The 26,224-nt window shown below is 67.8% G+C and carries 9 protein-coding genes; 4 read left to right on the top strand and 5 right to left on the bottom strand.

The annotated features are described in order from the left end of the window. Window positions 1-261 precede the first annotated feature (261 nt). Both ACFWF1_RS12125 and ACFWF1_RS12120 read left to right on the top strand, forming a co-directional pair. Window positions 262-393, top strand: coding sequence for a hypothetical protein (locus tag ACFWF1_RS12125; protein WP_379285173.1), 132 nt, complete (start codon window positions 262-264; stop codon window positions 391-393). Window positions 394-720: 327 nt separating this feature from the next. After that, window positions 721-948, top strand: coding sequence for an MbtH family protein (locus ACFWF1_RS12120; protein ID WP_379285203.1), 228 nt, complete (start codon window positions 721-723; stop codon window positions 946-948). Window positions 949-1,062: 114 nt separating this feature from the next. Here ACFWF1_RS12120 and ACFWF1_RS12115 read toward each other — a convergent pair whose 3' ends face one another. From ACFWF1_RS12115 to ACFWF1_RS12095, 5 genes are read right to left on the bottom strand one after another with little or no spacing between them, the layout of a single operon-like run. Then, a complete protein-coding gene (locus tag ACFWF1_RS12115; RefSeq protein ID WP_379285174.1) occupies window positions 1,063-2,985 on the bottom strand; it encodes an alpha/beta fold hydrolase in 1,923 nt (640 codons plus the stop codon). Continuing rightward, window positions 2,982-9,260: a type I polyketide synthase gene (locus ACFWF1_RS12110; RefSeq protein WP_379285175.1), complete on the bottom strand. Its 6,279-nt coding sequence runs from the start codon at window positions 9,258-9,260 to the stop codon at window positions 2,982-2,984. The genes ACFWF1_RS12115 and ACFWF1_RS12110 overlap by 4 nt, the downstream gene beginning before the upstream one ends. Window positions 9,261-9,271: 11 nt before the next feature. Continuing rightward, window positions 9,272-21,232: an SDR family NAD(P)-dependent oxidoreductase gene (locus ACFWF1_RS12105; protein ID WP_379285176.1), complete on the bottom strand. Its 11,961-nt coding sequence runs from the start codon at window positions 21,230-21,232 to the stop codon at window positions 9,272-9,274. A gap of 28 nt (window positions 21,233-21,260) precedes the next feature. Continuing rightward, window positions 21,261-22,424: a cytochrome P450 gene (locus ACFWF1_RS12100; protein ID WP_379285177.1), complete on the bottom strand. Its 1,164-nt coding sequence runs from the start codon at window positions 22,422-22,424 to the stop codon at window positions 21,261-21,263. Further along, window positions 22,421-23,605 carry a pyridoxal phosphate-dependent aminotransferase gene (locus ACFWF1_RS12095; RefSeq protein ID WP_379285178.1) on the bottom strand — a complete coding sequence of 395 codons (1,185 nt, stop codon included), beginning with the start codon at window positions 23,603-23,605 and terminating at the stop codon, window positions 22,421-22,423. The genes ACFWF1_RS12100 and ACFWF1_RS12095 overlap by 4 nt, the downstream gene beginning before the upstream one ends. A 501-nt stretch (window positions 23,606-24,106) precedes the next feature. On the opposite strand from ACFWF1_RS12095, the gene ACFWF1_RS12090 reads away from it, so the two are divergent. After that, the gene (locus ACFWF1_RS12090; RefSeq protein WP_379285179.1) at window positions 24,107-25,447 is read left to right on the top strand and encodes a lysine N(6)-hydroxylase/L-ornithine N(5)-oxygenase family protein; all 1,341 of its coding nucleotides are present in this window, start codon (window positions 24,107-24,109) and stop codon (window positions 25,445-25,447) included. Window positions 25,448-25,454: 7 nt separating this feature from the next. Continuing rightward, on the top strand, window positions 25,455-26,015 hold the full coding sequence (locus ACFWF1_RS12085) for a hypothetical protein (protein WP_379285180.1): 561 nt from the start codon (window positions 25,455-25,457) through the stop codon (window positions 26,013-26,015). Window positions 26,016-26,224: the final 209 nt, after the last annotated feature.

Raw genomic sequence — 26,224 nt, 5'->3', positions numbered from 1 at the left:
TTCGGACCGTAAGCTTGCGTAATTCGCACTGCAGAGTTGACTCTGGACAAACGTGATCGGCCGTGTGCGAGTGCGTCGCCGTCCGGTCGACGGGACACGGTTGCCGGCATACGCAGGCGCCCCCGGTGGTGAATCCACACATTTTTCGTAATACCAGGTGCTACCTCTCGATATGCATTTTCGGTTGCGCCGTAATTCGACGGCACCAATTTCTGAATTCCGGTACTGGGAGCGCGGCGACGAATCCGCACAATGCCTCGAATGGTTCGGTCGGGGTGGCTGGAGGTGCGGCAACCCGAGCGCGTCAACGAGGGCGAAGGCGACTTCCTCTGCACCGGTAACGGGATCCTGGCGGGCAGCGGGATCCGGCCGACGCCGTGGTCTTCGGCTTGAATGTGCTGTCGGACGGCCGGGAATGTGTTCTTGCCGGACCGAGTGGCAGGGCTGGCCAAACGATTGCTGGAGCACGGTTGCACACCAGTCAGCGTCGATCTAACCGAATTACTGAAGGCTGGCGGCAGCGTCGAATGCTGCACGCTCGAATTGCGTGACCGACCGGAGCGCACGCCGGGCCGCGTAATAGCGTTACCCGAGTGCGTTTCGGTCGATATTTTCGCTGATCGACCATCTCTTCGATTCACGTGGTTCGGCGAATTATCGAATATGATGGATATGGCGATGGGGTATCGCATTTTCCGTTCGAGAAATTGGGTTTCGACTATGAGTACCAATCCATTCGACGATACGAACGGCCAGTTCCACGTGCTGGTCAACGAAGAAGGGCAGCATTCCATGTGGCCTGCATTCGCCGAGATTCCGCCGGGCTGGCACAGTATCAACGGCTTGGCCGACCGGCGGAGCGCTTTGTCTTATATCGAGGAAAATTGGGTCGATATGCGCCCCAGGTCATTGCGCGCGGCTATGGCTGCCGACAAAACGGGGGAATAAAAGAAGAAAACCGTCATCGAGTGTTGTGCACTCGATGACGGTTTTCTTTATGAACAGACCCGGGGTTCGGGGGGTTACCTCGACCCCGGGCGATCATTGCGGCATACTCTCCGGTCAGAAAAGCAGCTCTTCGTTTATCTCGGAAACCGCGGCGCATCCGGTCAGGGTCAGCGCGAGATCGATATCGGCGAGCAGGCAGCGCAGGACGTGTTCGACACCGGCCTGCCCGGCGATACCCAGGCCGTACGCGTACGGCCTGCCGTACAGCACCGCGTCGGCACCTAGGGCCAGTGCCTTGACGACATCGGCACCGGTGCGGATTCCAGAGTCCACCAGGACGGTTGCCGCAGGCCCGACCGTCGCGCGTACGGCGGGCAGGGCGTCCACCGCGCCGACACAGCCATCGAGCTGGCGGGCGCCGTGGTTGGAGACGATCACCCCGTCGGCGCCGACAGCGAGCGCCGCGCGCGCGTCGTCGGGGTGCAAGATGCCCTTGATCAGGATGGGCAGGCTGGTCAGACGCCGCAGCCACGCGATGTCCTCCCAGTGCAGCCGCGGCGTCGCGGTCACCTTCGCCCAGTACATCACGTCGGCGAAGTCACCGGCCGCGGGGTCGACGCCCGCGCGGAAGGCCGGGTCGCTGGTGTAGTTCGCGATGCCGATGCCGCGCAGGAATGGGGAAGAGCCGCTGTCGAGTTCGGCCGGGCGCAGGCCGAGACTGGTGGCGTCCACCGTGACGACCAGTGCGGTATATCCACTCCGCTCGGCCCGCCGGACCAGCGACTCGCCTATGGTCCGATCGTTCGGCAGATACAGCTGAAACCAGCGCGGCGCCGAGCCCGCCGCCAACGCCACCTCCTCCATCGTCTGCGCGGAGTAGCTCGAAAGTATCAGTGGCACACCGGTTTCGGACGCCGCTCTGGCCGTGGCAAGCTCGCCGTCGGGGTGCAGGATGGCCTGTGCGGCAACCGGGGCGAGCAGTACCGGCACCGGTAGCCGCGTGCCGAGCAGGCGGACCGACAGATCAGGGCGAGTGACACCCCGCAGCATTCGCGGCATCAGCTGAATGCGTTCCAGCGCCGCCCGGTTCGCCAGTCCGGTCCCGCCCGATCCCGCATTGCCCGCCACATACGCGAACGCGGTGGGTGGCAACGTGGTTCGAGCGACCTCCTCGAGTGCGGTCGGATCGGTGGGCAGCGGCGGCAGCTGGTCACCGAGCCCGCGCAACATCGTGGCGCGGACGAAGTCGGCGGGCCTGGCGTCGCCGGGCTGTACGACAGGTTCGCGTATCCGCTCGGTGAGCAAGGACGAGGTGGCATCTGGCGCATCGAGCAGGGCGAAGTGCCCGCCCGCGAGTACCCGCATCTCGTAGCCGCCATCGGTGTGCCTGGCCCAGTCGCGCATCTGAGTTGGCGTGCTCTTCGGGTCGACGTCACCAAGGAGCACGGTGATAGGCGCGGCGATGATGGCGTCGGAAGCGCACCGGTAGTCGCGCAGGGCGCGATGGTCGGCCCGCAGCACCCGCAGCACCTCCCGGCTGGCGTCCGGATCGTCCAGGATCGGTGTCGGCACCCCACCGAGCAGCCGCAGTCCGTCGACGATGGCGTCATCGGTCAGCGCGTCGACGTCGGCTTCACCCCAATCCTGGGCAGGTGGGCGGGCTGCCGAGACGAACAGCCGGACGACCCCCCGCCCATCGGCCAGCAGCCGGGCAGCCTCGAACGCGACCAGTGCTCCCATGCTGTGTCCGAGCAGGAACAGCGGCACCGACGTGTCGAGTGCGGCGGTTGCCGCCGCGGCCATCGCGCTGATTTCCTCGACGCATGGCTCGGCCCGGCGGGCCTGTCTGCCGGGGTATTGCACGGCGACAACATCTATCTCGGGTGGGAGTGCCCGCGCCAGCCCGCTGAAGGCACTCGCCGCGCCACCCGCGTGCGGAAAACACACCAGCCGGGCGGTGGCGGCCGGCGCCGCGCGCAGCGTTCGGATCCAGGCCGAGGCACGTGTGGCTTCGGGGCGGATGTCGGTCGACGTCATACTGTCACCTCGGTCTTCTCGGTCTCTGCGGGTAGCTGGGTGCGCAGATGGTCAGCCAGGTCGGCTGGCGTCACCCAGTCGTAGATGAAGGTCGCGGGCAATTTGATGCCGGTCGCCTCGGCCAGCCTGTTGCGCAGCTCCACGGTCATCAGCGAGTCGAAGCCGATCTCGTCGAAGACCACATCCGCGCCGATCGCGCCACTGGACCCGTGCCCGAGCACCGTGCTCGTCTCGATGAGAATGGTGTCGAGCAGTGCATCCCCGGTGTCGGAACGGGTTTCGATCGGCACATGCGATTGCCCGGCGACCGACGGCCGAACCTGCTCGCGCTGCCACTGTGCGGCGATGACCACCGGATGGTTCATCGCGATGGCGTCGTCGAACATCCGCAGTCCTTCCTCGGTGGACAGCGGCAGCAGGCCGGCGCGGGCCATCCTGGCTAGGTCGGTCTCGGTGAGCCGGGCACCCATGCCGCCGCTGGAGTCCCACAGCCCCCAGACGATCGACACCCCGGGCAGTCCCACTGAGCGCCGGAATTCGATCAAGCCGTCGAGTACCGCGTTCGCCGCACCGTAAGCGGACTGACCGGGCGCGCCCAGAGTGCCCGCGAGTGAGGAGAACACCACGAAGGTGGACAGGTCGAGCGATTCGGTGAGTTCGTGCAGGTTCAGCGCCGCGTCGACCTTGGGCCGCAGCACCCGGTCCAGCTGTTCGGTGGTCACCGTGGGCAGGAGCCCGTCGTCGACGATGCCCGCGGAGTGGACCACGCCACCGATCGAGACGCCCTCCGCCGACAGGCCCTCGAGCAGTCCGGCGAGTGCGTCACGGTCTGCCGCGTCGCATTGCACGACGCGGATGTCGACGCCCTGCTCGCGCAGGTCATCGAGGTCGCGGACGGCCTCGGCACTCGGGGCGGTTCGGCCGAGCAGGATGAACTGGCGCACCTGGTGTCGGGCTGCCAGATGCTTGGTCGTGAGCCGTCCGAGCCAGCCCAGTCCGCCGGTGACGAGCACCGCCCGCGTGCTGTCCCACCGGTTGCTCTCGTCGAGCGCGAGCACCACCTTGCCGATATGCCTGGCCTCGCCGAGGAATCGGAACGCCTGCGGAGCATCGCGAACGTCCCAGGTCGAGACCCGCGGCGGCAAAATAACGCCCTGCTCGATGAGTTCGGCAACGGCGCGCAGCATCTCCTGGATCTGGTCCAGGCCGAATTCGCCGATATCGAAGGCGCGGTAGCGGACACCGGGATGCTGTGCTGCTACTTCGGCGAGGTCCCGCACGTCGGTCTTGCCCATCTCCAGGAAATGGCCACCGGGAGCGAGCAGGCGCAGCGACGCGTCGGTGAACTCGCCAGCGAGAGCGTTCAGCACCACGTCGAAGCCCGCTTCGCCGGTGGTGCGCCGGAAGTGCCGCTCGAACTCGAGGTTGCGAGACGAGGCGATCCGGTCGCCGGTCAGCCCGGCTGCCCGCAAGGCGTGCCACTTCGCCGGGCTCGCCGTCGCGTAGGCGGTCGCCCCGAGATGGCGGGCCAACTGGAGCGCGGCGGTGCCGACACCTCCGGTACCGGCGTGCACCAGAATCTTTTGTCCCGGCCGCAAATCGGCGAGGTGGATGAGGGCGTAGTAAGCGGTCATGTAGGTGATCGGTATTGCCGCCGCCTGCCGGACTGACAAGCCCCTCGGGATGGCGCACAGCGTCGCGCGATCGGTCACCGTGGTCGATTCGATACTCGTGAACAAGCCCATTACCTGATCGCCCGGTTGCAGATCCTCGACGTCCTTGCCGACCTCGAGGACCTCGCCCGCACCCTCGCTACCGACGACATCGGCACCCGCCGACGAGGTGACCAGCGCGGGCGGGATGACGTTCAGTGTCATCAGCACGTCACGGAAGTTCAAGCCGGACGCGAGCAGCCGTACCCGTACCTGACCCGGCCCGAGCGGTGCGTCCGCCTTGGGCGAGGGTGTCAATGTCATATTGGCGAAGCTGCCCTTGCCGATATGGTCGAGCCGCCAGTGCGGCATGTCAGGCGGCGCGACCAGTGCCGTCCCGGCGGGCCGCTGGACTGCGGTGCCGGGTCGGTACGCGGCGCCGCCGCGCAGGGTCAGCTCGGCCTCGTTGGCTGCGGCCGCGGCGAGTAGCGACTGCCATGATGCCGCCGCGCCATCGATATCGATGTGGGTGAACCGGTCCGGGTGTTCCCGCCGAACGCACCGCAGCAGGCCCGATATCGCGCGTGCGGACAGCGCTGCTTGACCCGCGGCACTGCCGTTCCTGGTCAGCACGACGACCCGGGCTCCGGACAGTCGATCGTCGCGCAGTATGACCTGGGCGGCCTCGACCACCTGGTGCAGTAGGTCGCGAATGGCGACCGGAACTGGGGCCTCGGGGCGCTCGCAGGCGACCACGATCACCTCGGGTATCGGATCGCCCGCGGCGATCGATTCGAGCAACGACGTCGATGTGGCGTACTCACCGTGCAGCCGATCCGACAGCGCCACGCGCAGGGCGTCATCGACCGCGCCGAGCACCACCCAGCCTGCGTCGGCCTGTGCGCTCGAGGCGATAGCCACCTGGTCCCACGTCGGGATCCGGAGGCCGCCGCGAGCACTCGAGCCGACCAGCATCGGCCGCAACGCGAGCGACCCGATGGTGGCGACAGGCCGACCCGTCGCATCGGCGAGATCGATGGACACTTTGTGCTTGCCGATCGTGGTGAGCCGAGCGCGCAGGGCGGTTCGCGCGGAGCCGTGGACGCGCACGCCGGACCAGGCGAACGGCAGCAAGCCGCCTAGGCCGGGTTCTGCTGACGCGCTCACCGCGATCGAATGCAGCGCCGCATCGAGCAGCGCCGGATGGATCGCGACGCTGTCCGCGGACCAGGCGACCGTGTCGGCGTACCGCTGGTCCGGCAGCTCGACCTCGGCGAACAGCTCGGTGCCGCGTTGCCAGATCGCTTGCAGGCCACGGAAGGTGGCGCCGTAATCCAGTCCTCTGGCAGACATGTCGTGGTACAGCGAATCCAGCGACACGTGCACCGGGTCGGCGTCCGGCGGCGGCCAGGTGGTGAGGTCTGCGACGGAACCTTCGGCAGCGCGCGCGATCGTCCCTTGGGCGTTGCGCGTCCAGATCGGTGCGGCCTCGCCCGCTTCGGCGGAGTAGACCGCGACCGAGCGGCTGCCGGTGTCGTCGGCAGGCCCCACCTGCACGCGCACCAGCACGGCGGTCACACTCGGGACGACCAACGGCGCCTCCAGGACGAGTTCGTCGATCAGATCGCACCCGGCGGACCGTGCGGCGCAGGTCACCAGGTCGAGCATCGCCGTACCGGGCAGGATGACCTGGCCCGCCACCGTGTGATCGCTCAGCCACGGATGCGCGGTGAGCGAGAGCAATCCGCTGAGCAGTAGGTCTCCGCTGCCAGGCAGTTCGGCGGTCGCGTTGAGGATCGGATGATCGAGCGGGGTCAGCCCCGCGAAACGCACGTCGCCGTGCGCCGGGGCCGGTTCGGGCCAGTACGCGCGGTGTTGGAACGAATAGGTCGGAAGGTCGACCCGGCGGGCGTCGCAGTCGGCGAAGACCTCGGGCCAGTCGATGTGGCCACCGGCGGCGTGCAGCCGCGACACGGCGGTGAGCACCCCCACCGGCTCGGTGAGTTTCTTCGGCAGCGCCGCGACCACCACGGGCCGGGCCCGGGTCGGCCGCTTGGTGACAGCCCCAGCGAGACCGCCGATCGCCAGCGAACTGAGATCGCTACCGGGGCCGACTTGGATGAAACGCGTGCATCCCAGTTCGGCGAGCGACAGCACCGCGTCGTGGAAGCGGACGGTCCGTCGCGCATGCTCGGTCCAATAATCCGGGGCGGCAAGTTCATCGGCCGTCACCGGCTGCCCGGTCAGGTCGGATACCACCGTCAGCTCGGCGGGCGAGAAGGTCAGTGCGGCCACCACCTCCCGCAACGGCTGCAGCGCCGGTTCCATCAGATGCGAATGGAACGCATGGCTCACCCGCAGCCACGTCGCTTGGCTGCCGCGTGCCGCGTGCCGCTCGAGCACCTCGACCAGCGCGGCGCGCTCGCCGGACAGTACCGTCGAGGTCGGGCCGTTGATCGCCGCGATCGAGATCCGGTCCGAGTACCCGTCCAGCAACAACCTGGCCTCGGCCTGCGGCACCCGCAGTGCGGCCATGGCGCCGCCGTCGGGCAGCTTGCCGATGATCCGGCCGCGCGCGGCCACCAACCGGGCCGCGTCGGCCAGTGACAGCACGCCCGCGACGTGCACGGCGGCGATCACACCTACCGAATGTCCGGTCACCGCGTCCGGCCGGATGCCCCACGATTCCAGTAACCGGAACAGCGCCACCTCGATCGCGAACAGCGCAGGCTGCGCGTATTCGGTCCGGTCGAGTATCGCGGCATCCGGGTCGGCGATGACGTCCCGAAGCGGGCGCTCGAGCTGCGGATCCAGTGCCGCGCACACCTCGTCGAACGCCGCCGCGAAGGTCGGGAAGGCTTCGTAGAGTTGGTTGCCCATCCCCACGCGCTGTGCGCCCTGACCGGAGAACAGGTATGCGGTCCTGCCCTCGGTCGTGGTATCCCGGATCACCGCCGGACCGGGGGTGCCGTCCACGAGCGCACGCAGTCCGGCGAGCAGATCGTTCTTGTTCTCGGGCAGGAACACCGCCCGATGTGACAGGTGACTGCGGGTCGCCAGCGAGAATCCGAGATCGGCCAGCGCCGTGTCGGGTTCGGCGGCCACCCGCTGATACAGGTTCGCCGCCTGGGCGCGTAATGCCTGTTCGGTCCGCGCCGAGAGCGCGCAGGGCACGACCGGAAGCGGCCGCGCGCCGAGATCCGACGGCGCGGGTTCCTCGGTGTACTGCTCGAGCAGGATGTGCGCATTGGTGCCGCTGATGCCGAAGGCCGACACCCCGGCTCGACGCGGGCGCTCGCGCGCCGGCCACGGGCGGGGCGTCGTCAACAACGACACCGCACCGCTCGACCAGTCGACGTGCTCGCTCGGTTCGTCCGCGTGCAATGTTTTCGGCAACAGCCCGTGCCGCATTGCCATCGTTGTCTTGATGATGGCACCGACACCCGCTGCAGCCTGGGTGTGCCCGATATTCGACTTGAGCGAACCCAGATACAGCGGATCGTCCGCCGTGTGGGCGGCACCGTAGGTGCCGAGGATGGCGCGCGCCTCGATCGGGTCGCCGAGTGCGGTGCCGGTTCCATGCGCCTCCACCACGTCCACCTCCGCGGCGGTCAGTCCCGCGTTGCGCAGCGCGTCTTCGATCAAGCGCTCCTGCGCACGTCCGCTGGGGGAGGTCAGGCTGGTGCTCGCGCCGTCTTGGTTGATCGCGGACCCACGGATGACCGCCAGCACGGTATGCCCGTGGCGGCGGGCGTCGGAAAGGCGCTCGAGCAGGACCAGGCCGGCGCCCTCGCCCCAGCCGGTGCCGTCCGCGGCCGCGGAGAACGCCTTGCATCGGCCGTCCGTCGAGAGTCCGCGCTGCCTGGCGAACTCTACGAACGGCGCCGGTGTCGCCATCACCGTCGCGCCGCCTGCCAGCGCAAGCGAGCACTCGCCGCGCCGTAGTGCCGCACTCGCCAGATGGATTGCCACCAGCGACGAAGAGCATGCGGTGTCCAGGGTCATCGTCGGGCCCTCGAACCCGAACGTGTACGAGATCCGTCCGGACGCAACGCTTGTCGAGGTTCCGGTGCTTACGTAGCCTTCCATTTCCTGCGGCGTCGGAGTGCTCGAGGACAGGTAGTTGGCGTACATGATGTAGTCGGCGTACATGATGCCGACGAAGACACCGGTGTCGCTGCCGCGCAGCGTGTGTGCGTCGATACCGGCGTTCTCGAACGTCTGCCACGCCATCTCCAGCAGGTGGCGCTGCTGCGGATCCATGCCGAGCGCCTCACGCGGTGCGATACCGAAGAATTCGGCGTCGAACTGGGTGGCGTCCTGGAGGAATCCACCCTCCTTCGTATAGGTGGTGTGCGGGACGTTCGGGTCCGGGTTGTACAGGGCATCGAGGTCCCAGCCGCGATCGGTCGGAAACGGGCCGATCGCGTCGACCTCGTCGATGACCAGCCGCCACAGATCCTCCGGCGAGCGCACACCACCCGGGTACCGGCAGCCCATGCCGACGATCGCGATGGGTTCGCTGTCGCGATCGGTGAGATCGGCGTTGATCGCTTCGAGCCGCTCGTTGTCCTTGAGCGCGGCGCGCAGCGCAGCGACGATCTGGTCCGGTGTTGATTCCATCGTGGTTCCTCTCATTGCGTGGACTCGTCACGAATCCCGTTGTCGCCGAGCGCAAGCCGAACGAGATCGTCGGTGCCCATCTGGTCGAGAACACTGTCTTGGCTGGTCTGGTCGGTGCCGTTGCCCACGGCGCCGTGCTGGTCGGGCATGAGCTCGTGGCGTAGCCATTCGGCCAGCGCCGCGGGAGTCGAGTGATCGAAGATCAGCGTCGGGGGGAGCGTCATGCCGGTGGCCGCGGTCAGGCGGTTGCGGAACTCGAGCGCGGTCAGCGAGTCGAATCCGAGGTCGACGAACCCGCGATCGGCACGCACCCGCTCGTCGGTGTCGTAGCCGAGCACATCCACCACCTCGGCGCGCACCGTCTCCAGCAGCAGGTGGCTGTGTTCGTGGCCGGGTGCGACTGCCAGGCGCGCGCGTAGATCGGACTCCTGCGCTCGATCTGGCGCCGGGTGGGTCGCGGGGGCGAGTTCACGCAGCAGCGCGGGCGCGTCTTGGGCCAACTCACGCAGATCGAAACGGGCGGCGGCGACGACCGGTGCCGCACTGGTCAGCGCCGCGTCGAACAGGGCGAGACCCTCCTGCGCTGAGAGGGCGACGATCCCCGAGCGCGTCATGCGTCTGCGGTCGGCGTCGGTGAATCCCTCGGTCAGTGTGCTGGACGGCGCCCACAGCCCCCAGGCCACCGAGACAGCGGCGCCGCCTTCGCCGACGCGCTGCTGGGCCAGGCCGTCGAGCACGGCATTGGCCGCCGCGTAGTTGCCCTGACCCGCCGAGCCGAACATTCCGGCCATCGAGGAGAACAGCACGAACGCCGACAGGTCCAGCTCGCGGGTGAGCTCGTGCAGCATGATCGCTGCCTCCGCCTTCGGTCGCAATACCCGCAGCATGCGTTCGGGGGTGAGCCCGGCGATGACGGAATCGTCGAGCACCGCCGCGGCGTGCACTATGCCGGTCAGCGGATGCTCGTGCGGCACGGTGTCGAGCAGGGCGGTCAGCGCGCCGCGATCACCGATGTCGCAGGCGACGATGTGCACCTGTGCGCCAAGGGTTTCCAGCTCTGCCGCAAATTCGGCGGCCCCGTCGGTGTCCATGCCGCGACGGCTGGTCAGCAGCAGGCGCCGCACGCCGTGCTGTTGCACGAGATGACGGGTGATCAGGCGGCCGAGGGTGCCGAGACCACCGGTGATAAGCACGTGGCTGCCCGCGCCGAACGGCGACTGCCCACCGGAACCGTCGGACCTGCGCCGCAGCTTCGGTACGTAGGTACGGCCTGCCCGGATCGCGACCTGCGTCTCGTCCAGCGCCTCGACCAGACGGCGGGTCGAGGCCGGATGCCGATCGATATCGACGAGGCCGAACCGGCCGGGCTGTTCGGTCTGCGCGGAGCGCAGCAGGCCCCACACCGCGGCGGCCGCGAGATCGGGCCACTCGACCGCGTCGACGGCAACGCCGCCTTCGGTCACCAGCACCAGCCGCACGGACCGCAGCCGCTCGTCGCTGACCCATCGACGAGCGAGCGCCAAGACCGCGTCGGCGGCTGCGCCGACTCGGTTTGCGCCGTTGCTGACCGCGGTCGCGACGACGACATCAGGCATTCGGGCGCCGTCGGCGAACATATCGTAGAGCTCGGGGTAGCCATGCGCGATGATGCCCGCCGCGCGGGCCGCGTCGACGATGCCGTACGCGTCAGGGCCGAGCACAGCGACCGCGCGACCACCAGATCGCAGTTCACGGTGGATCCAGCGCAGGTCGTACAGGCCCGCGCCGTCGGCCTGTGCGGCTGCCAGCTCGCGTACCGCGAACTCGGCAGAAAGCACCGGCGCGCCGGACTCGTCGGTGATGCCGACCGACCAGGTCTTGTCGTCGCTGCGGCCGAGCCGCACTCGTACCGCCGCGGAGCAGGGACGGTAGACCGCCAGGTTGTGCCACGCGAACGGGACCGCCGTCGAATCGTCGTCGTAGGCGAGCAGGCAGGCGTGCAGTGCGGCGTCCAGCAGCGGTGGATGGATCAGGAATCCGTCGGCGATGTCGAGCGGGCCGACCTCGGCGTACAGCTCCGACCCGGCTCGCCACGCAGCGCGCAGCCCGCGGAACGCGGGCCCGTACCGGTAGCCGCGAACGGCTAGCCGATCGTAGAAATCATCGAGATCCAGCGCGGTCGCACCCGGTGGCGGCCAGGCCTTGGACTCGTCGGGTGGCGAAATATCTTGTGTGCGTAGCTGACCCGTTGCATGCCGGAGCCATTTCGCCGACGAGTCGACTGGGCGGGAGTAAAGGACGACGCTGTGCTCGCCGTCATCGCCATGGTGTAGCCGCAACTGCAGGTCGACCGGTTCGTCCACCGGCAGTGGACGTTCCAGCGTCAGCCCGGACACCTGTCGGGCGCCGCACCGGTGCGCGGCCTGCAGGGCGAGTTCGGCGATGGCAGCGCCGGGCAGCAGCACCCGGCCCGCGATCACATGGTCGCCGAGCCACGGCGTGGTTGCTGCGTCTAGGCGCCCACCGAACAGCCACCCCGCGTCGTCGGCCAACTCCATCGCCTGGGTCAGGAAGGGGTGACCGGTGTCGGATGCGGCGGTCATCGCTTCGTCTGATGTGTTGTGCCAGAAGCGCTCTCGCTGATACGGGTAGGTGGGCAGCGGTACGGCGTTCCCGTTGTCCGCGAATCGAGCCCAGTCCACCGCCGTGCCGTGCACATACGCCCGGGCCAACGCCGTCAGGAACGTCTGCTGCTCGCCGTGGCCGCGGTGCAACAGTGGTACCGCGACTACGGTCCGGTGCGTGGCGAGATTCGGGGCGATCATGCCGGAGAGGGTGGCGTCGGGGCCGAGCTCGAGGTACGTTGTCACGCTCTCGCCGCCGAGATGGGCGATACCGTCGGCGAAGCGGACCGGTTCGCGCAGTTGTCGAACCCAGTACTGTGGGTTGGCCAGTTCGGCCAGGGTCACCGGACGCCCTGTCAGATTGGAGATGATCGGGATCGCCGGTTCGGTGAGAGTGACGCGGCAGGCGACATCGTGGAATTCATCGAGGATTTCCGCCATGTGTGGTGAGTGGAAGGCGTGGCTGACGCGCAGTCGCTTGGTCCGTCGGCCGACTCGTTGCCACAGCGCCGCCACCTCGAGTACGGCGGATTCGTCGCCGGAGACGACGACCGACTGCGGCCCATTGATCGCCGCGATCACCGCACCGCCGACCAGAGTGGCCGACACCTCCGCCTCGGTCGCCGCGACGGCAACCATCGCACCGCCGCCACGGGCGCGCTGCATCAGTTGGCCGCGTGCGGCGACCAGCATGCAGGCATCGTCGAGGGAGAGTGCACCCGCCGCGCAGGCGGCCGACAGTTCTCCGATGGAGTGACCGATGAGCTGGTCGGGGACGATTCCGTACTCGCGTAGGAGCTGGAACAGGGCGTATTCGATCGCGAACAGTGCGGGCTGGGTGTAGCGGGTTTCGTCGAGTCGACCCGGTCGCTCGGGATCGTCGGCCCACATCAGGTCTCGTAGCGCGACGTCGAGATGCGGGTCCATCCGGGCGCACACGTCATCGAGCGCGGTCGCGAAGGCCGGGTAGGCGTCGTACAGTTCGCGACCCATGCCGACGTGCTGGCCGCCCTGACCGGCGAAGACGAAGGCGACGGCGCCAGCGCCTTCGGCCTGGCCCGTGACGACCGTGCGGGTGGCCGCGCCGCGGGAGAGGGCGTCGAGACCATCGGTCAGATCGGCTCGATTCGCGGCGAGGACGACGGCACGGTCGGTGAGCGCCGACCGGGTGGTCGCCAGTGTGTACGCGAGGTCGACCTCCGCGGGGCGGAGGGGGCCTTCGCCGTCGACGAGCGGCCGTAGCTGCGCCGCCTGCGCCCGCAACGCCCGTTGCCCACGGGCACCGATCACGAAGGGGAGCAGCGCGGGCACGGGCACGTCCCGAGACCGCGTCCGCGGTGTCTGCGGTGGTTGTTCGATGATGATGTGCGCATTGGTGCCGCTGATGCCGAAGCTGGAGATGGCGGCGCGCCGTGGTCGGCCGGTGCTTGGCCATGGCGTCGTCTCGGTGAGCAGTCGCACATTGCCGACGGTCCAGTCGACATGGGTGGACGGTGTGCTGAGGTGCAGGGTCGGCGGCAGGATTCGGTGCCGAATGGCTTCGGTCATCTTGATGATTCCAGCGATGCCCGCCGCGGCTTGGGTATGGCCGATGTTGGATTTGACGCTGCCGAGGTAGACGGGGTGGCTGCGGTTCTGGCCGTAGGTGCTGAGGATGGCCTGGGCTTCGATGGGGTCGCCGAGCCGAGTGCCGGTGCCGTGGCCTTCGACGACGTCGATTTCGGTGGTGCTGAGCCGGGCGTTGGCGAGTGCTTCGTGGATCACCCGCTGCTGGGCGGGGCCGTTGGGTGCGGAGAGCCCGTTGCTGGCACCGTCCTGGTTGACGGCGCTGCCGCGCAGCACGGCGAGAATCGGCCGTTTTTGGCTGCGGGCGTCGGAAAGTCGTTGCAGGAGCAGGGTTCCGGCGCCTTCGGCCCATCCGGTGCCGTCGGCGGTGTCGTCGAAGGATTTGCAGCGGCCGTCGGCGGCGAGCCCGCGTTGCCTAGTGAATTCGATGAAGATGCCGGGTGTCGCCATCACGGTGACACCACCGGCCAAGGCGAGGTCACATTCGCCGTTGCGCAGGGACTGGGCGGCCAGGTGCACGGCGACCAGCGACGACGAACAGGCGGTGTCTACTGTGATGGCCGGGCCCTGCAGCCCGAGTGCGTAGGCCACGCGCCCGGACACCACGCTCGACACCGTGCCGGTGTGCAGCGTGGTCGCGTAGTCGCTGTACATCACACCGGTGAAAACGCCGGTGCGGGTTCCGTGCAGTGTCGCCGGATCGATCTGCGCTCGTTCGATCGCCTCACGGCTGATCTCGAGGAACAGCCGCTGTTGCGGATCCATTTCGGCGGCCTCACGGGGGCTGATGCCGAAGAAATCGGCATCGAAAAGGTCCGCGTCATAGAGGAATCCGCCCTGTTCGGTGGCCGTCTTGCCATCGACGTCCCAGCCTCGGTCCGGCGGAAACGGACCGACGGCGTCGGTGCCGCCGGACGTCAGCTCCCACAGATCTTCGGGTGAGCGCACATCACCCGGATAACGGCAGGCCGCGGCGACGATGACGATGGGGTCGTCCATCGGTGCCGCCGATACGGTCGGCCGAGTGGTGGCCGCGGGCTTGCGCACGAGTTCGGTCATGAGGTGGTCGATGAGCGCGCCCGGCGTCGGATAGTCGAAGACCGCGGTGGCGGGTAAGGCGATCCCGGTGCCCGTGCGGATTCGGGATCGCAACTCCAGCGCCGTCAGCGAATCGAAGCCGAAATCCTTGAACGCGGTGGTTTCGACGACGTCCGCCGACCCGGTCAGTCCGACAACCGATGCCGTCGCCGTGCCGACGAGTTCGGCGATCCTGCGTCGCCGCTGGGCCTGCGGGAGTTCGGCGGTCTGATCAGCCCACGACCGCGCCTCGCCGCTCGCCCGCCCCGAGGGCAGGCCGTCGGTGCCGACGAGCGAACGGAGCAAGGCCGGAGTGGATTCGTCGGCTGCGCGCAGCGCTGCGCGGTCGAGTTCTACGGGCAGCATCAACGACCGATTCGCGGCGATTGCCGCGTCGAACAGTTCCATGCCGCGTTCGGCGGACAGCGGCAGCACGCCATGACGAGCCCAGCGCAGCCGATCGGTCTCGGTCAACGTCGCGGTCAGTCCGCTCGGGGAGTCCCAGAGACCCCAGGCGAGTGCGGTCGCGGGCAGACCGTCGGCGCGGCGATGCGCCGCCAGCGCATCCAGGAAGCCGTTGGCGGCAGCGTAATTCGCCTGCCCTGGGTTTCCGATGACGCCCGCGATCGAGGAGAAGAGGACGAAGGCCGACAGTGCGATGTCGGCGGTGAGTTCGTGCAGATGCCATGCGGCGTCGGCCTTCGCTCGCAGGACCTGGTCCAGGTCGGCGGGTGTGAGGTTGACGACGGTGGCGTCGGCCAGGACACCCGCCGTGTGGATCACCGCCGTCAGCGGATGCGCGGCCGGAATGTCTGCCAGCACCGTGGCAAGTGCGGCACGATCCGACGCGTCACACGCGCGGATCGTCACGTCGGCTTCGGACAGTTCCGCGGTCAGTTCCGCCGCGCCCTCGGCCCCGTCGCCGCGCCTGCTGAGCAGCAGCAGGTGCTGGACGCCGTGCCTGCTGACCAGGTGCCGGGCCACAAGGCGGCCGAGCGTGCCGGTACCCCCGGTGATCAGAACCGTGCCCGCCGGATCGAATTCGGGTGTGCCTGGCGGCCACGGGGTGCGCTCAAGTTGGGGTGCGGAGACCGTTCCGCCGCGCGCCACGAGCGGCAGCCGGGTGCCGACAGGTCCGGTCAGCGCCGAGAGGACATGACGATAGTCGACTGGCGTCTCATCGAGATCTAGCAGCGCGAACCGGTTCGGATGTTCGTTCTGTACGACGCCGAGCAGTCCGCGCGCCACCGCACCCGGCAGGTTGCGCGCGTCGTCGCCCGCCGCGAACCGGGTCAGCAGCAGAGCCAGGGTTTCGGTGAATCGGTCGTCGGCGAGTAGCCGCTGGACGTGGTCGAGTTCCGTTCGCGCCGCGGCGTGCATCGCGTCGGCGGAGTTCGTGCCGGGGACCTGTGCGAACACGACACCGTCGGGTGCGGGCAGGCCCGCGTCGACTGAGGCGATGAGAGCCGCGAGGTCTCGGTGCTCGGCGACGGTGACACCGGCGGCGGACAGCCCGGCGACGGCGTCGAGCGGGTCGCCGCCGACGACCGCCCAACGGCCGAGTACGGATTCGGTGCCGACCGGGATCGGGCGCCAGCCGAGATGATGGAGTCCGGTGCGCGTCACCGCCACGGCAGGGGCAGGCCGCAGGACGAGCGCGGCGATCGTCAGGACCGCGGTGCCCTCATGGTCGGTCGCGGTGAGCGCGACTACGTCGCGACCGGCTGGCACCACGCGGACGCGCAGTGAGGTCGCCTGTGTCGCATGCACGGTGACACCGTCGAACGAGAACGGCATGAGCAACCGCGCGTCGTCGGCCGGTTCGCGGAGCAGGCACACCTGGAGCGCGGCATCGAACAGTGCCGGATGAATACCGAAGCCGTCCACGGCGAGCCCAGTATCCGGTAGGGCGACCTCGCCGTACGCTTCTCGGCCGTTGTGCCAGGCTGATTCGAGTCCGCGGAAGGCCGGTCCGTACCCGTAGCCGAGTTCGGCCAAGCGTTCGCGGAAGCCGTCGAGGTCGATCTGTCCGGCGTCGGCAGGCGGCCACGCCTGTCGGTCGGGTGCGGGATCCTCGGTCGTTAGGGTGAGTGTGCCAGCGGCGTTCTTGGTCCAGTGGTCATCATCGGCCGGACTGGAATACAGCGCGAAGGAACGGTCAGCCCCGTCGCCGGGCTGCTCGACGGCGACCTGGAAGCGCACCCGTTCGCTCGGGGGAAGCAACAACGGCTCCGTGAGCACGACATCAGCCAACCGACCGAGTCCGAGTTGCCCGCCGACGGCGAGTGCGATCTCCACGATTGCGGCACCCGGCAGCACGACCGTATCCGCAATCCGATGGTCGGCCAGCCACGGATGATCGGCCGGTGACAGGTGGCCCGTGTACAAGAGCCCGCCGTCCTTGGCGAGCACGGTCACCCCATCGAGCAGCGGATGATCGACCGAAGTGAGTCCTGCCCCGTGCTCCACCGTGCCGGGCGTATCGATCCAGTACCGGCTGCGCTGAAACGCGTAGGTCGGCAGCGGGACGCGGCGTGCACCGATCCCGTCGAAGAACGCGGCCCAGTCGACATCGACACCGTGGCAGTGCGTTTCGGCCAACGCGGTGAGCATGCGAGTTGTGTCGTCATCGTCGCGGCGCAACGTGCCGACGGCGGTGCCGTCCAGTCCGGCGGTATCAATGGTGGCCTGTACCGCGGCGGTCAGCACCGGGTGCGGGCTGATCTCGACGAACAACCGGTGCCCGCGTTCGAGCAGCGCCTCGGTCGCCGCTTCGAATTGGACTGGCTCACGCAGGTTCCGGTACCAGTAGGCGCCGTCCATCACTCGGGTATCGGACAGGAATTCGGCGGTCACCGACGAACACAGCGGGATGTCCCCGGTGTGGGCCTCGATACCGGCGAAGGCCGCGATCAGCTCGGACTCGAGCACGGCGACGTGGGCCGAGTGCGAGGCGTAGTCGATGTCGACCCGGCGGGCGCGCACCTCGTGACTCGCGCAGAACGCACTGAACTCGGCCAGCGCGGCGGTGCTGCCCGCGACCACGGTGTGCGCCGGGCTGTTGATCGCGGCGAGCGTGATCTGGCCCTGCCAGCGGTCGAGGTGTTCGCGCACCCAGGCCGCTGACTGAGTCACCGATACCAGCCCGCTGCGCCCCGCCAGCGCCCGCAGCGCTCGGCTGCGCAGCGCGACGATGCGGGCGCCGTCCGTCAGGGACAACACACCCGCGACGCACGCGGCGGCGAGCTCGCCTTGCGAATGCCCGATCACCGCGGCGGGCCGCACGCCGTACCAGCGCCACACGTCGGCCAGCGACACCATGACGGCCCACAGCGCCGGCTGCACCACGGCGTCGCCCGCAAGGGCTGGCGCGTCGTCGGTACCGCGGACGACATCCAGCAACGACCACTCGACGAACGGTTCGAGCGCGGTCGCGCATTCGTTCATCCGACGGGCGAACACGGGTGAGGTCTCGAGCAGCCCGGCGGCCATCCCAGCCCACTGCGAGCCCTGTCCAGGAAAGACGAACACCGGGCGCACGTTCGAGCCCGCCACTGCCTTGATCACCTCCGTGATCGCGGCACCCGCAGCCAGCTCGCGCAGCCGACGTGCCAGCTCGTCACGATCGGTTGTTACCACGGCGGCGCGGTGCGCGAAGCGGGCGCGCTCGAAGGTCAGCGAGTCGGCGAGATCGCGCAACTCGAATTCCGGGTGTTCGTTCAGGTGTGCCAACAGCTTGGCGGCTTGGTCGGCCAGCGCCTGTTCGGACTTCGCCGACAACAGCACCGGGACGGGGGTGGTGCCGCCGCGGCGCCGTCGTCCGGGCCGGGTCTCCGGTGGCTGTTCGATGATGACATGTGCGTTGGTGCCGCTGATGCCAAAGCTGGAGATGGCCGCGCGGCGAGGGCGGCCGGTGGTGGGCCAGGAGATGGTGTCGGTGAGCAGTTCGACATTGCCGCTGTCCCAGTCGACGTGGCGGCTCGGGCGGTCGATATGCAGCGTCGGCGGGAGCGTGCCGTGCCGCATCGCCATGATCATTTTGATGACGCCTGCGATGCCTGCCGCGGTTTGCGTGTGGCCGATATTCGATTTGATGGAGCCAAGGTAAGCCGGGTGTGGCCGGTTCAAGCCGTAGGTGGCCAGCAGCGCTTGGGCCTCGATGGGGTCGCCGAGGGCGGTGCCGGTGCCGTGCGCCTCGATGGCGTCGATGTCGGCGGTGCCGAGCCCGGTGCTGGCGAGTGCGTCGTGGATGACGCGTTGCTGGGCGAGGCCGTTGGGGGCGGACAGACCATTGCTGGCCCCGTCCTGGTTGATGGCCGAGCCGCGCAGCAGCGCGACGACGGGGTGGTTGTCCCGGCGGGCATCGGAGAGCCGTTGCAGGACAAGGATTCCGGCGCCTTCGGCCCACGCGGTGCCGTCGGCGCCGTCGGCGAAGGATTTGCAGCGGCCGTCGGGGGCGAGTCCGCGTTGCCTGCTGAATTCGAGGAAGATGCCCGGTGATGACATGACGGTGACGCCGCCGGCCAGTGCCAGATCGCATTCGCCGTCGCGCAGTGCCTGGGCAGCCAGATGCATCGCCACCAGCGACGACGAGCAGGCAGTGTCGATGGTGACCGCCGGGCCTGCCAAGCCGAGCGTGTACGCCACGCGTCCCGAGGCCACCGAGGTGTAGGTGCCGGTGAGCACCCGCCCGCTGGTGGCGCCGTCGGCCTCGTGCATCCGTGGTCCGTAGTCCTGCGCCATCACACCGAGGTAGACCCCGGTCGGCGAATCGTGCAGCGTGGCCGGGTCGATGCCCGCGCGTTCGATCGCCTCCCATGCTATTTCCAGCGTCAGCCGCTGCTGCGGGTCCATCGCGGCGGCCTCGCGGGGGCTGATGCCGAAGAAGTCGGCGTCGAACATGGTGGCGTCGTAGAGGAATCCGCCCTCGCGGACATAGGTGCGACCGGCCCGCTCGGGGTCGTCGTCGAATAGGCTGTTCAGCGGCCAGCCACGGTCGTCCGGGAATCCGGAGATGACATCACGGCCCTCGGCGACCAACTGCCACAGGCTTTCCGGTGAGGTGATGCCGCCCGGGAAACGGCACGCCATGGCGACGATCGCAATGGGGTCGTCGGCCGGAATCGGACGCCGCCGCGCGGACGCGACCGTGGTCTCGACGCCGCCGACAACTGACTCCAGATAAGTGGCGAGTCGCTGTGGTGTGGGGTGATCGAAGAGCACGGTCGCGGGCAGCCGCAGACCGGTGCCCGCCGCGAGCCGGTTGCGCAATTCCAGCGCACCCACCGAATCGAAGCCGAGATCCCGGAACGCGGTGTCCGGCTCCGGCGCCGGGCGGCCGAGCATGTGCGCCGTCTCCGCGAGCACAAGATCGATCAGCGAACTCGCCGTCTCTGCCTCGGCCACGCGGGAGAGTTCAGGGGCGGGCAACTCGATCAGTGGTGTATCAGCAGGGAACAGCGGCGTCCAGTCCACGGCGACACCGGCGGTGTGTGCCGCGGCCAGGGCGGTCAGGAAATGGCGGGTGCCCACGCCACCGCGCCGGATCGAGGCCGCGACCACCGCAGCCGAACCGACTTCGTCGAGGGTGTCCTGCACTGCGGCGATGATGACGGGATGCGGGCTGATCTCCAGGAATACATCGTGATCGGACAACGACCGGATGGCTCGTTCGAATTCGACTGTCCCACGCAGGTTTCGGTACCAGTAGTGCGCGTCGAGCGGCTCGTCGCGGTGCCCGGTCACGGTCGAGCGGAAGTCCACCTCGGGTGGGTGCGGCCGCACGGTGGCGAGATCATCGAGCATGCTCTCGCGTAACTGCTCGATATGTGCCGAATGCGCGGCCACGTCGACCGAAACCTGTTTCGCTGCAATGCCTTCCGCATTCAACGCGGCCAGCAGCTCGAGCACCGCGGCTCGGTCGCCGGTCAGGATCACCTGTCGTGGGCCGTTGATCGCGCCGATCGATACCCGGGTGCCCCACTCGGCCAGTCGCGGCGTGATGACCGCGGCGGGCAACGGTACCGACAGCATCGCTCCCTGCCCAGATAACCGGGCCTGGGCCTTGCTCCACAGCGCCACCACGCGGGCTCCGTCGTCGAGCGACAGCGCGCCCGCGACGACGGCGGCGGCGATCTCGCCGTTGCTGTGCCCCACTACGGCGGCGGGGGATACACCGAAAGACCGCCACATCGCGGCGAGCCCGATCATGGTCGCGAACAACGCGGGCTGCACCACATCGTCACGATCAGGCGCGGGCGCATCCGGCGCCCCGCGCAAGACGTCGTGCAGCGACCAGTCGATGTATGGGGCCAACGCCCGCGCGCAATCGTCGATAGCCGCGCGATAGACGTCCGAACTCTCCAGCAGGTCCGCGGTCATACCGGCCCACTGCGAGCCTTGACCTGGAAAGACGAACACCACCCGATCGCGCGCCGCAGCGGTGCCGTTGATCCGGCTCGGTGTCGGCCTGCCCGCCACGAGAGCGGTCAATTCGGCGCTCGCTTGCTCGATGGTCTCGGTCAGGAGCACAGCACGGCTCGGCTGCGGATCACGTGCAGTCAGCGACAGGCCAACGCTCGCGATCGAGTCGCGGCCGCCGACTAGGTCGTCGCGCAGTTGCCGGGCGTACCCGCGCAGTTCGGCGGGCGTCCGTCCGGACAGTACCCAGGGGGTTGCGGCGCTACGAAAGCTGCTCGGCTCGCCGACATGGTTTCTTGCTGACATTTGGGATCCTCCCGCGGGCATTCGCCTGTTACCACTCGACCAAGAACTGTGAGAGGCCGCGCACGGCCATCCCGTCCATCCAGACCACCGCATCGGGGCAGTCGGCGATGCGCAGCCGCGGCAACCTGTTCAGCAATCGGTCGAGCACGATCCGGAGCTGCAGGCGCGCCAATGTCGCGCCGAGACAACGGTGTGGTCCGTAACCGAACGTCAGATGGCCGTTGCCGTCGCGATCGGGGTGCAGCTGTAAGGGATCCGGGAATGCGGCGCCGTCCCGGTTCCCGTGCAGCAGCGACACGATGACGGTGTCGCCCGCCGCGACCTCGACGCTGCCCAGCGGCAGCGGTTCGACCGCAACCCGAATAAAGGCAAGCGGGGTCGACGGCGTGAGCCGGATCAATTCGTCGACGGTGCCGTCGAGCAGGCCGGGATCGTTGAGCAGCGCCTCGTAGGCCGTGCGGTTCGACAGCAAAGCGTGCACGGCAACCCCGATCTGGCCGACGGTCGTCTGATACCCGGCCATCAGGAGCGTGAGGCCCATGGTGAGCAACTCGGACACCGACATCCGGCCCTCGTCGTGCGCGAGGATCATGTCCATCAGCACGTCCTCGTCCGTGGTCCCGCGTTTCGCGGTGATCAGGTCGGACATGTAAGCGGAGATCTCGAGGCGCCTGCGCGCTTTTTCCCGCGGCGTGCTGACGGACAGGTCGAACAGCACGTCGACCCAGTCCTTGAACAGCGTGTGATCCTCGCGGGGCACCCCGAGCAGCGTGCAGAGCACGCTGAGCGGCATCGGCGTCGCGACGTGTGCGATCAGATCGACGACCGGACCGGCGGCGATCATCGAGTCGAGATACCGGTCGGCGAGTGCTTCGATCGACGGGGTCAACGCGGTCATTCGCTTAGGGCTGAACGCGCCGGTGAGGACGCGTCGCAGCCGTAGGTGTTCGGCGCCGTCCATACTCATCATCGAGGCTGCGGTGGGCTGCACGTCGGCAGCCTTCGTATTCCCCGGTGCGGCGGCCGCGGCCCGACTGAACCGCTGATCGGCCAGCACGCGTCGGGCCAGCGAATAGTCGCGCACCAGCCACGCGGTGCCGCCCGGTGTGGGTATGGCGAGCATGTCGGCATCGTCGTGCTTGTCGAGGAAGTCGGGCAGCGGGCCGAGGTCGGTGATGTGGGCAGTCGTCATCGGGCGCGCTCCGGCTGCGGCGCGGTACGGCTGAGCCGGTCCTGTGCGGCCCGCAGCGTCTCGAGTGGTCGGTTGAACGCTATTCGGACGTACTGGTCGCCTTCGGCCGGGTCGTCGAAGAATACGGTGCCCGGCACCACGAGTACCCCAGTGCGCTCCATCAGCTCACGGACGAAAGGCATACCACCGTAGCGCTTTCCGGTCAGGGCGCTGATCTCGGCGAAGATGAAGACGCCGCCCTCGACCTGCGCGAACTCCATCCCGTAGTCATGGAAGATCTGCTGGGCGAGGTCGCGGCGCTCGGTCATCCGCACGAGGACCTTCGACAGATCCAGCGCCGGGGCCGCGGCGGCGGCCGCGGCCTGCAGCGGCACCGCGGCGCTGAAGGTCGTCAGGTAATGCACCCGCCGCAGCACCTCGGTGCGCTTGCGGTCGGCCCGCAAGTACCCCAGCCGCCAGCCACTCAGCGCGTGGCTCTTGGATAGCGAGCCGACGACGATGCTGCGCTCCGCGAGTCCCGGCACGTCGGCGACGGACAGATAGGGGCGGTCGTCGAACACGAAGGCGCTATACACCTCGTCGCAGATGGCCGTGACATCCCACTTCTCGCAGAGCGCCGCGATCTGGTCGAGTTCGTCGCGAGTCAGCACGCGTCCGGTGGGGTTGCTCGGTGTATTGAGCACGATCGCGCGGGTCCTCGACGAGAACGCGGCAGCAAGCTCGGCCGGGTCGAAGCGCCATTCCGGGCCGCGCAGGCGCACGAATCGTGGTGTCGCGCCGGCGAGTGCGACGGTGTCGAAGAACTGGTCGAACCCCGGCACGAGCAGGATGACCTCGTCGCCCGGGTCAACGCTCGCGAGCAGTGCGGCGGTCAACCCAGCCGTCGCACCTACGGTAATGGTGATTTCGGTGTCCGGGTCGGTCGGCGCGTTGAACCGGCCTGCGACGTACTGACGCAGGGGTCGGTCCCCGAACGGCAGTTCGGTCTGGTTGCGCCCATCCCGCATCGCACGTTCCGCCGCGGTGATGAGTTCATCGGTGGTATCGGGAAAGCGTGGTGTGCCTATCGCCAGATCCACTTGCGCGGCATACGACATCAGGAACACCTCGCCAAGGCCGGTGTTCGGCAGCCTTTCGGCCCGTGCCGAGAAAGGCGATCTGGCAATCGGGGAAAGTGTCATTGAGTCCTCCTGAACAGCGAGTTCAATTCGCCTGTCTGCGAATTGATCCGGGCAGGGCAGAGTGTGTTACTCCAGGTGTCCTGTCGACCGGACATCCGAACGTTACGCACTCATTCGGTGCATACTCGACGATGCGAAAGATTCCTGTACTTACCGTTCCGTCCGGTGTATGTGCCCGGAATCAGTTGGCTGATTCGCAAAGGGGTGACCACGTCGTCCGGAATCCATTGGATCTGCCTGAAGCATACCGATCTAGATTCCGAGCTCTAGTTATCCGCACGTGTTCGTCCGTTGTTCGTTTCCCACAGCATCAGCGCATTCGGAGAGGTTGACATGCGGTTTTCGTGCTTCGATCGAACGGTTCTGTCCTGCCGCCGGGACAGTGCGGCGTTAAGCTGAGCTATATGTCGCAATGGGTGGCGCCGGGTATGCTTGTTAAAAATTCGACCGCCATCTCGCCTGTTCGGAGGGGGAGCATTGTCCCTGCATGAAAGAGATAAAATGTATGATGTTGTCGGTGTTGGATTCGGACCGTCGAATTTGGCGTTGGCTATTGCGCTGGAGGAACAACCGCTACTGAATCTGCGAGAGCGATCGAGCGCGTTGTTCTTCGAGCGACAGCCGACATTCGGATGGCACCGGCACATGTTGCTGCCATCGGCGACGATGCAGGTAGTGTTCTTGAAGGATTTGGCGACATTCCGGAATCCGGTGTCACCGTTCAGCTTCGTTTCCTTCCTGCACGCGTCTGACCGGCTGGCGAAGTTTTCCAACAAGCAGAGCTTCTTCCCCACGCGCCGTGAGTTCCACCAGTATCTGGAGTGGGCCGCGTCCAGTTTCACCGACCGCGTGTTCTACGAATCCGAGGTTTGCGAGGTCCGGCTGCCAAGCAATGCCGAATCGGGCCCAGCCGAGCACCTGGAGGTGCTGGTCCGGACACCGCATGGCAGACGCCAGGTCAGCGCCCGCAACATTGTCGTTTCCACCGGCCTTGTCCCACGCATGCCGAGGGGCGCTGAGCGCGGTAAGACCGTCTGGCACAGCTCCGAATTCCTGGCACAGTTCCAACGCGCCGATCCGCAGCAGCTGACTCGGGTCGGAGTGGTCGGGGCTGGGCAGAGCGCCGCCGAGATCACTCGGTTCCTGCATACCGCCCTGCCGCATGCCACGGTGTACTCGATCATCCCCGCCTATGGGTACTCGATTGCCGACGATACGCCTTTTGCCAATCAGATCTTCGACCCGATCGCAGTCGATGATTACTACTTCGGCACCGCACGCACCCGTGAGGCGTTTTGGCAGTACCACAAGAACACCAACTACTCGGTGGTCGATGATGAAGTGATCGACGATCTGTTCCGGCTTTCGTACGAGGAATCCTTGTCCGATTCGGTGCGCCTGAACTTCCTCAATCTGACGCGCGTGCTCGGCGTCGAGCATGACGGAGCCGGGACCCGGGTCCGCCTGTTGTCGCTGCAGGACGGCGGATCACGCGATCTCGACGTCGACGCGCTGGTCTGCGCGACGGGCTACGACGCGATGGACCCGTCGAGTCTCCTCGGCGACCTCGACCGCTACTGCCTGCGTGATCAGTTCGGGCAGTATCAGGTCGAACGTGACTACCGAGTCGCGACGACACCGGACCTCGCCTGCGGTATCTACCTGCAGGGTGGCACCGAGCACACGCACGGGCTGTCGGCTTCGCTGCTGTCGAATATCGCCGTGCGCAGTGGTGAGATTGCCCAGTCCGTCACCGACCGCCGGGGCGAGGGCGGGTTGCGCAGTCGCGAAGCGGCCTCGGAATTCGCGGGACCTGGGCCAGAAGCCAAATTGATGCCATAATTGCGCCATGGAACTCAGGTGGCATGTCGACAAGGTGCTGCGAGAGCTCTCAGCTGCGGCTGAGTCGGGTGGCGCGGAGGCGCGCGAACATGCCGAACGTCTCCTTGTGCCACTCTCCTCGGCCGTTCAGCTGATGCTGCTCGACGTACTGTCGACCGCTGCGGAAGAGATAACCCGAGAACTGGTGCCAGGGTCGGTCGAGCTTCGCCTGCGTGGGCTCGACCCGAGTTTTGTCGTGACGCTGCCCGCGGACCAGGTATTCGACGGCGAGCTCGAGGAAGATGCCGAGAGACAGCCCGGTTCGGCTCCGCACTTGCCTGCCGTCATCGCACCTGCGCCGATCGGCGGCGACGAGGGCGCGATCTCCCGAATCAACTTCCGCCCGCCCGAATACTTGAAGGCTCGGATCGAGCAGGCGGCCCGTCAGGAACAGCTGTCGGTGAATACCTGGCTGGTCCGGGCGGTGTCCGCAGTCCTCGAGTTCGATGCCCGCGCCCAACGCCCGGAACGGCGTGCGGTGCGGAGCCGCCCGCGCGACGCCCAACGCTACACAGGTTGGGTGGTCTAACCGGTAGTGCCGCGGTCCGGTGCGGGTGCCTCGGTCCCGCGTCGGAGCCGATTCGGCGAGCCCCGGAGACTGCTCCCTCTCGAGCGGTTTCCGGGGCCGCCACTCAGTGCCGCGGACCGGCGAGCGTGGCTGATAAAGCGATGTCCCGTCGACGGGACATCGCTTCAGTCGTTTCAAATTCGACATACGGGTAATTTCGGCAGCCTATT

The sequence above is a fragment of the Nocardia sp. NPDC060255 genome, from assembly GCF_042727395.1.
GTDB lineage: Bacteria > Actinomycetota > Actinomycetes > Mycobacteriales > Mycobacteriaceae > Nocardia.
Note: the sequence above shows the minus strand (reverse complement) of the source record. Positions and strands in the feature narration are given on the sequence as shown.

Coding starts and splice junctions, on each gene's coding strand:
- ACFWF1_RS12090 (WP_379285179.1), top strand. CDS start 24,107: ATGTATGATGTTGTCGGTGTTGGATTCGGACCGTCGAATTTGGCGTTG.
- ACFWF1_RS12085 (WP_379285180.1), top strand. CDS start 25,455: ATGGAACTCAGGTGGCATGTCGACAAGGTGCTGCGAGAGCTCTCAGCT.
- ACFWF1_RS12105 (WP_379285176.1), bottom strand. CDS start 21,232: ATGTCAGCAAGAAACCATGTCGGCGAGCCGAGCAGCTTTCGTAGCGCC.
- ACFWF1_RS12125 (WP_379285173.1), top strand. CDS start 262: ATGGTTCGGTCGGGGTGGCTGGAGGTGCGGCAACCCGAGCGCGTCAAC.
- ACFWF1_RS12110 (WP_379285175.1), bottom strand. CDS start 9,260: ATGGAATCAACACCGGACCAGATCGTCGCTGCGCTGCGCGCCGCGCTC.
- ACFWF1_RS12100 (WP_379285177.1), bottom strand. CDS start 22,424: ATGACGACTGCCCACATCACCGACCTCGGCCCGCTGCCCGACTTCCTC.
- ACFWF1_RS12095 (WP_379285178.1), bottom strand. CDS start 23,605: ATGACACTTTCCCCGATTGCCAGATCGCCTTTCTCGGCACGGGCCGAA.
- ACFWF1_RS12115 (WP_379285174.1), bottom strand. CDS start 2,985: ATGACGTCGACCGACATCCGCCCCGAAGCCACACGTGCCTCGGCCTGG.
- ACFWF1_RS12120 (WP_379285203.1), top strand. CDS start 721: ATGAGTACCAATCCATTCGACGATACGAACGGCCAGTTCCACGTGCTG.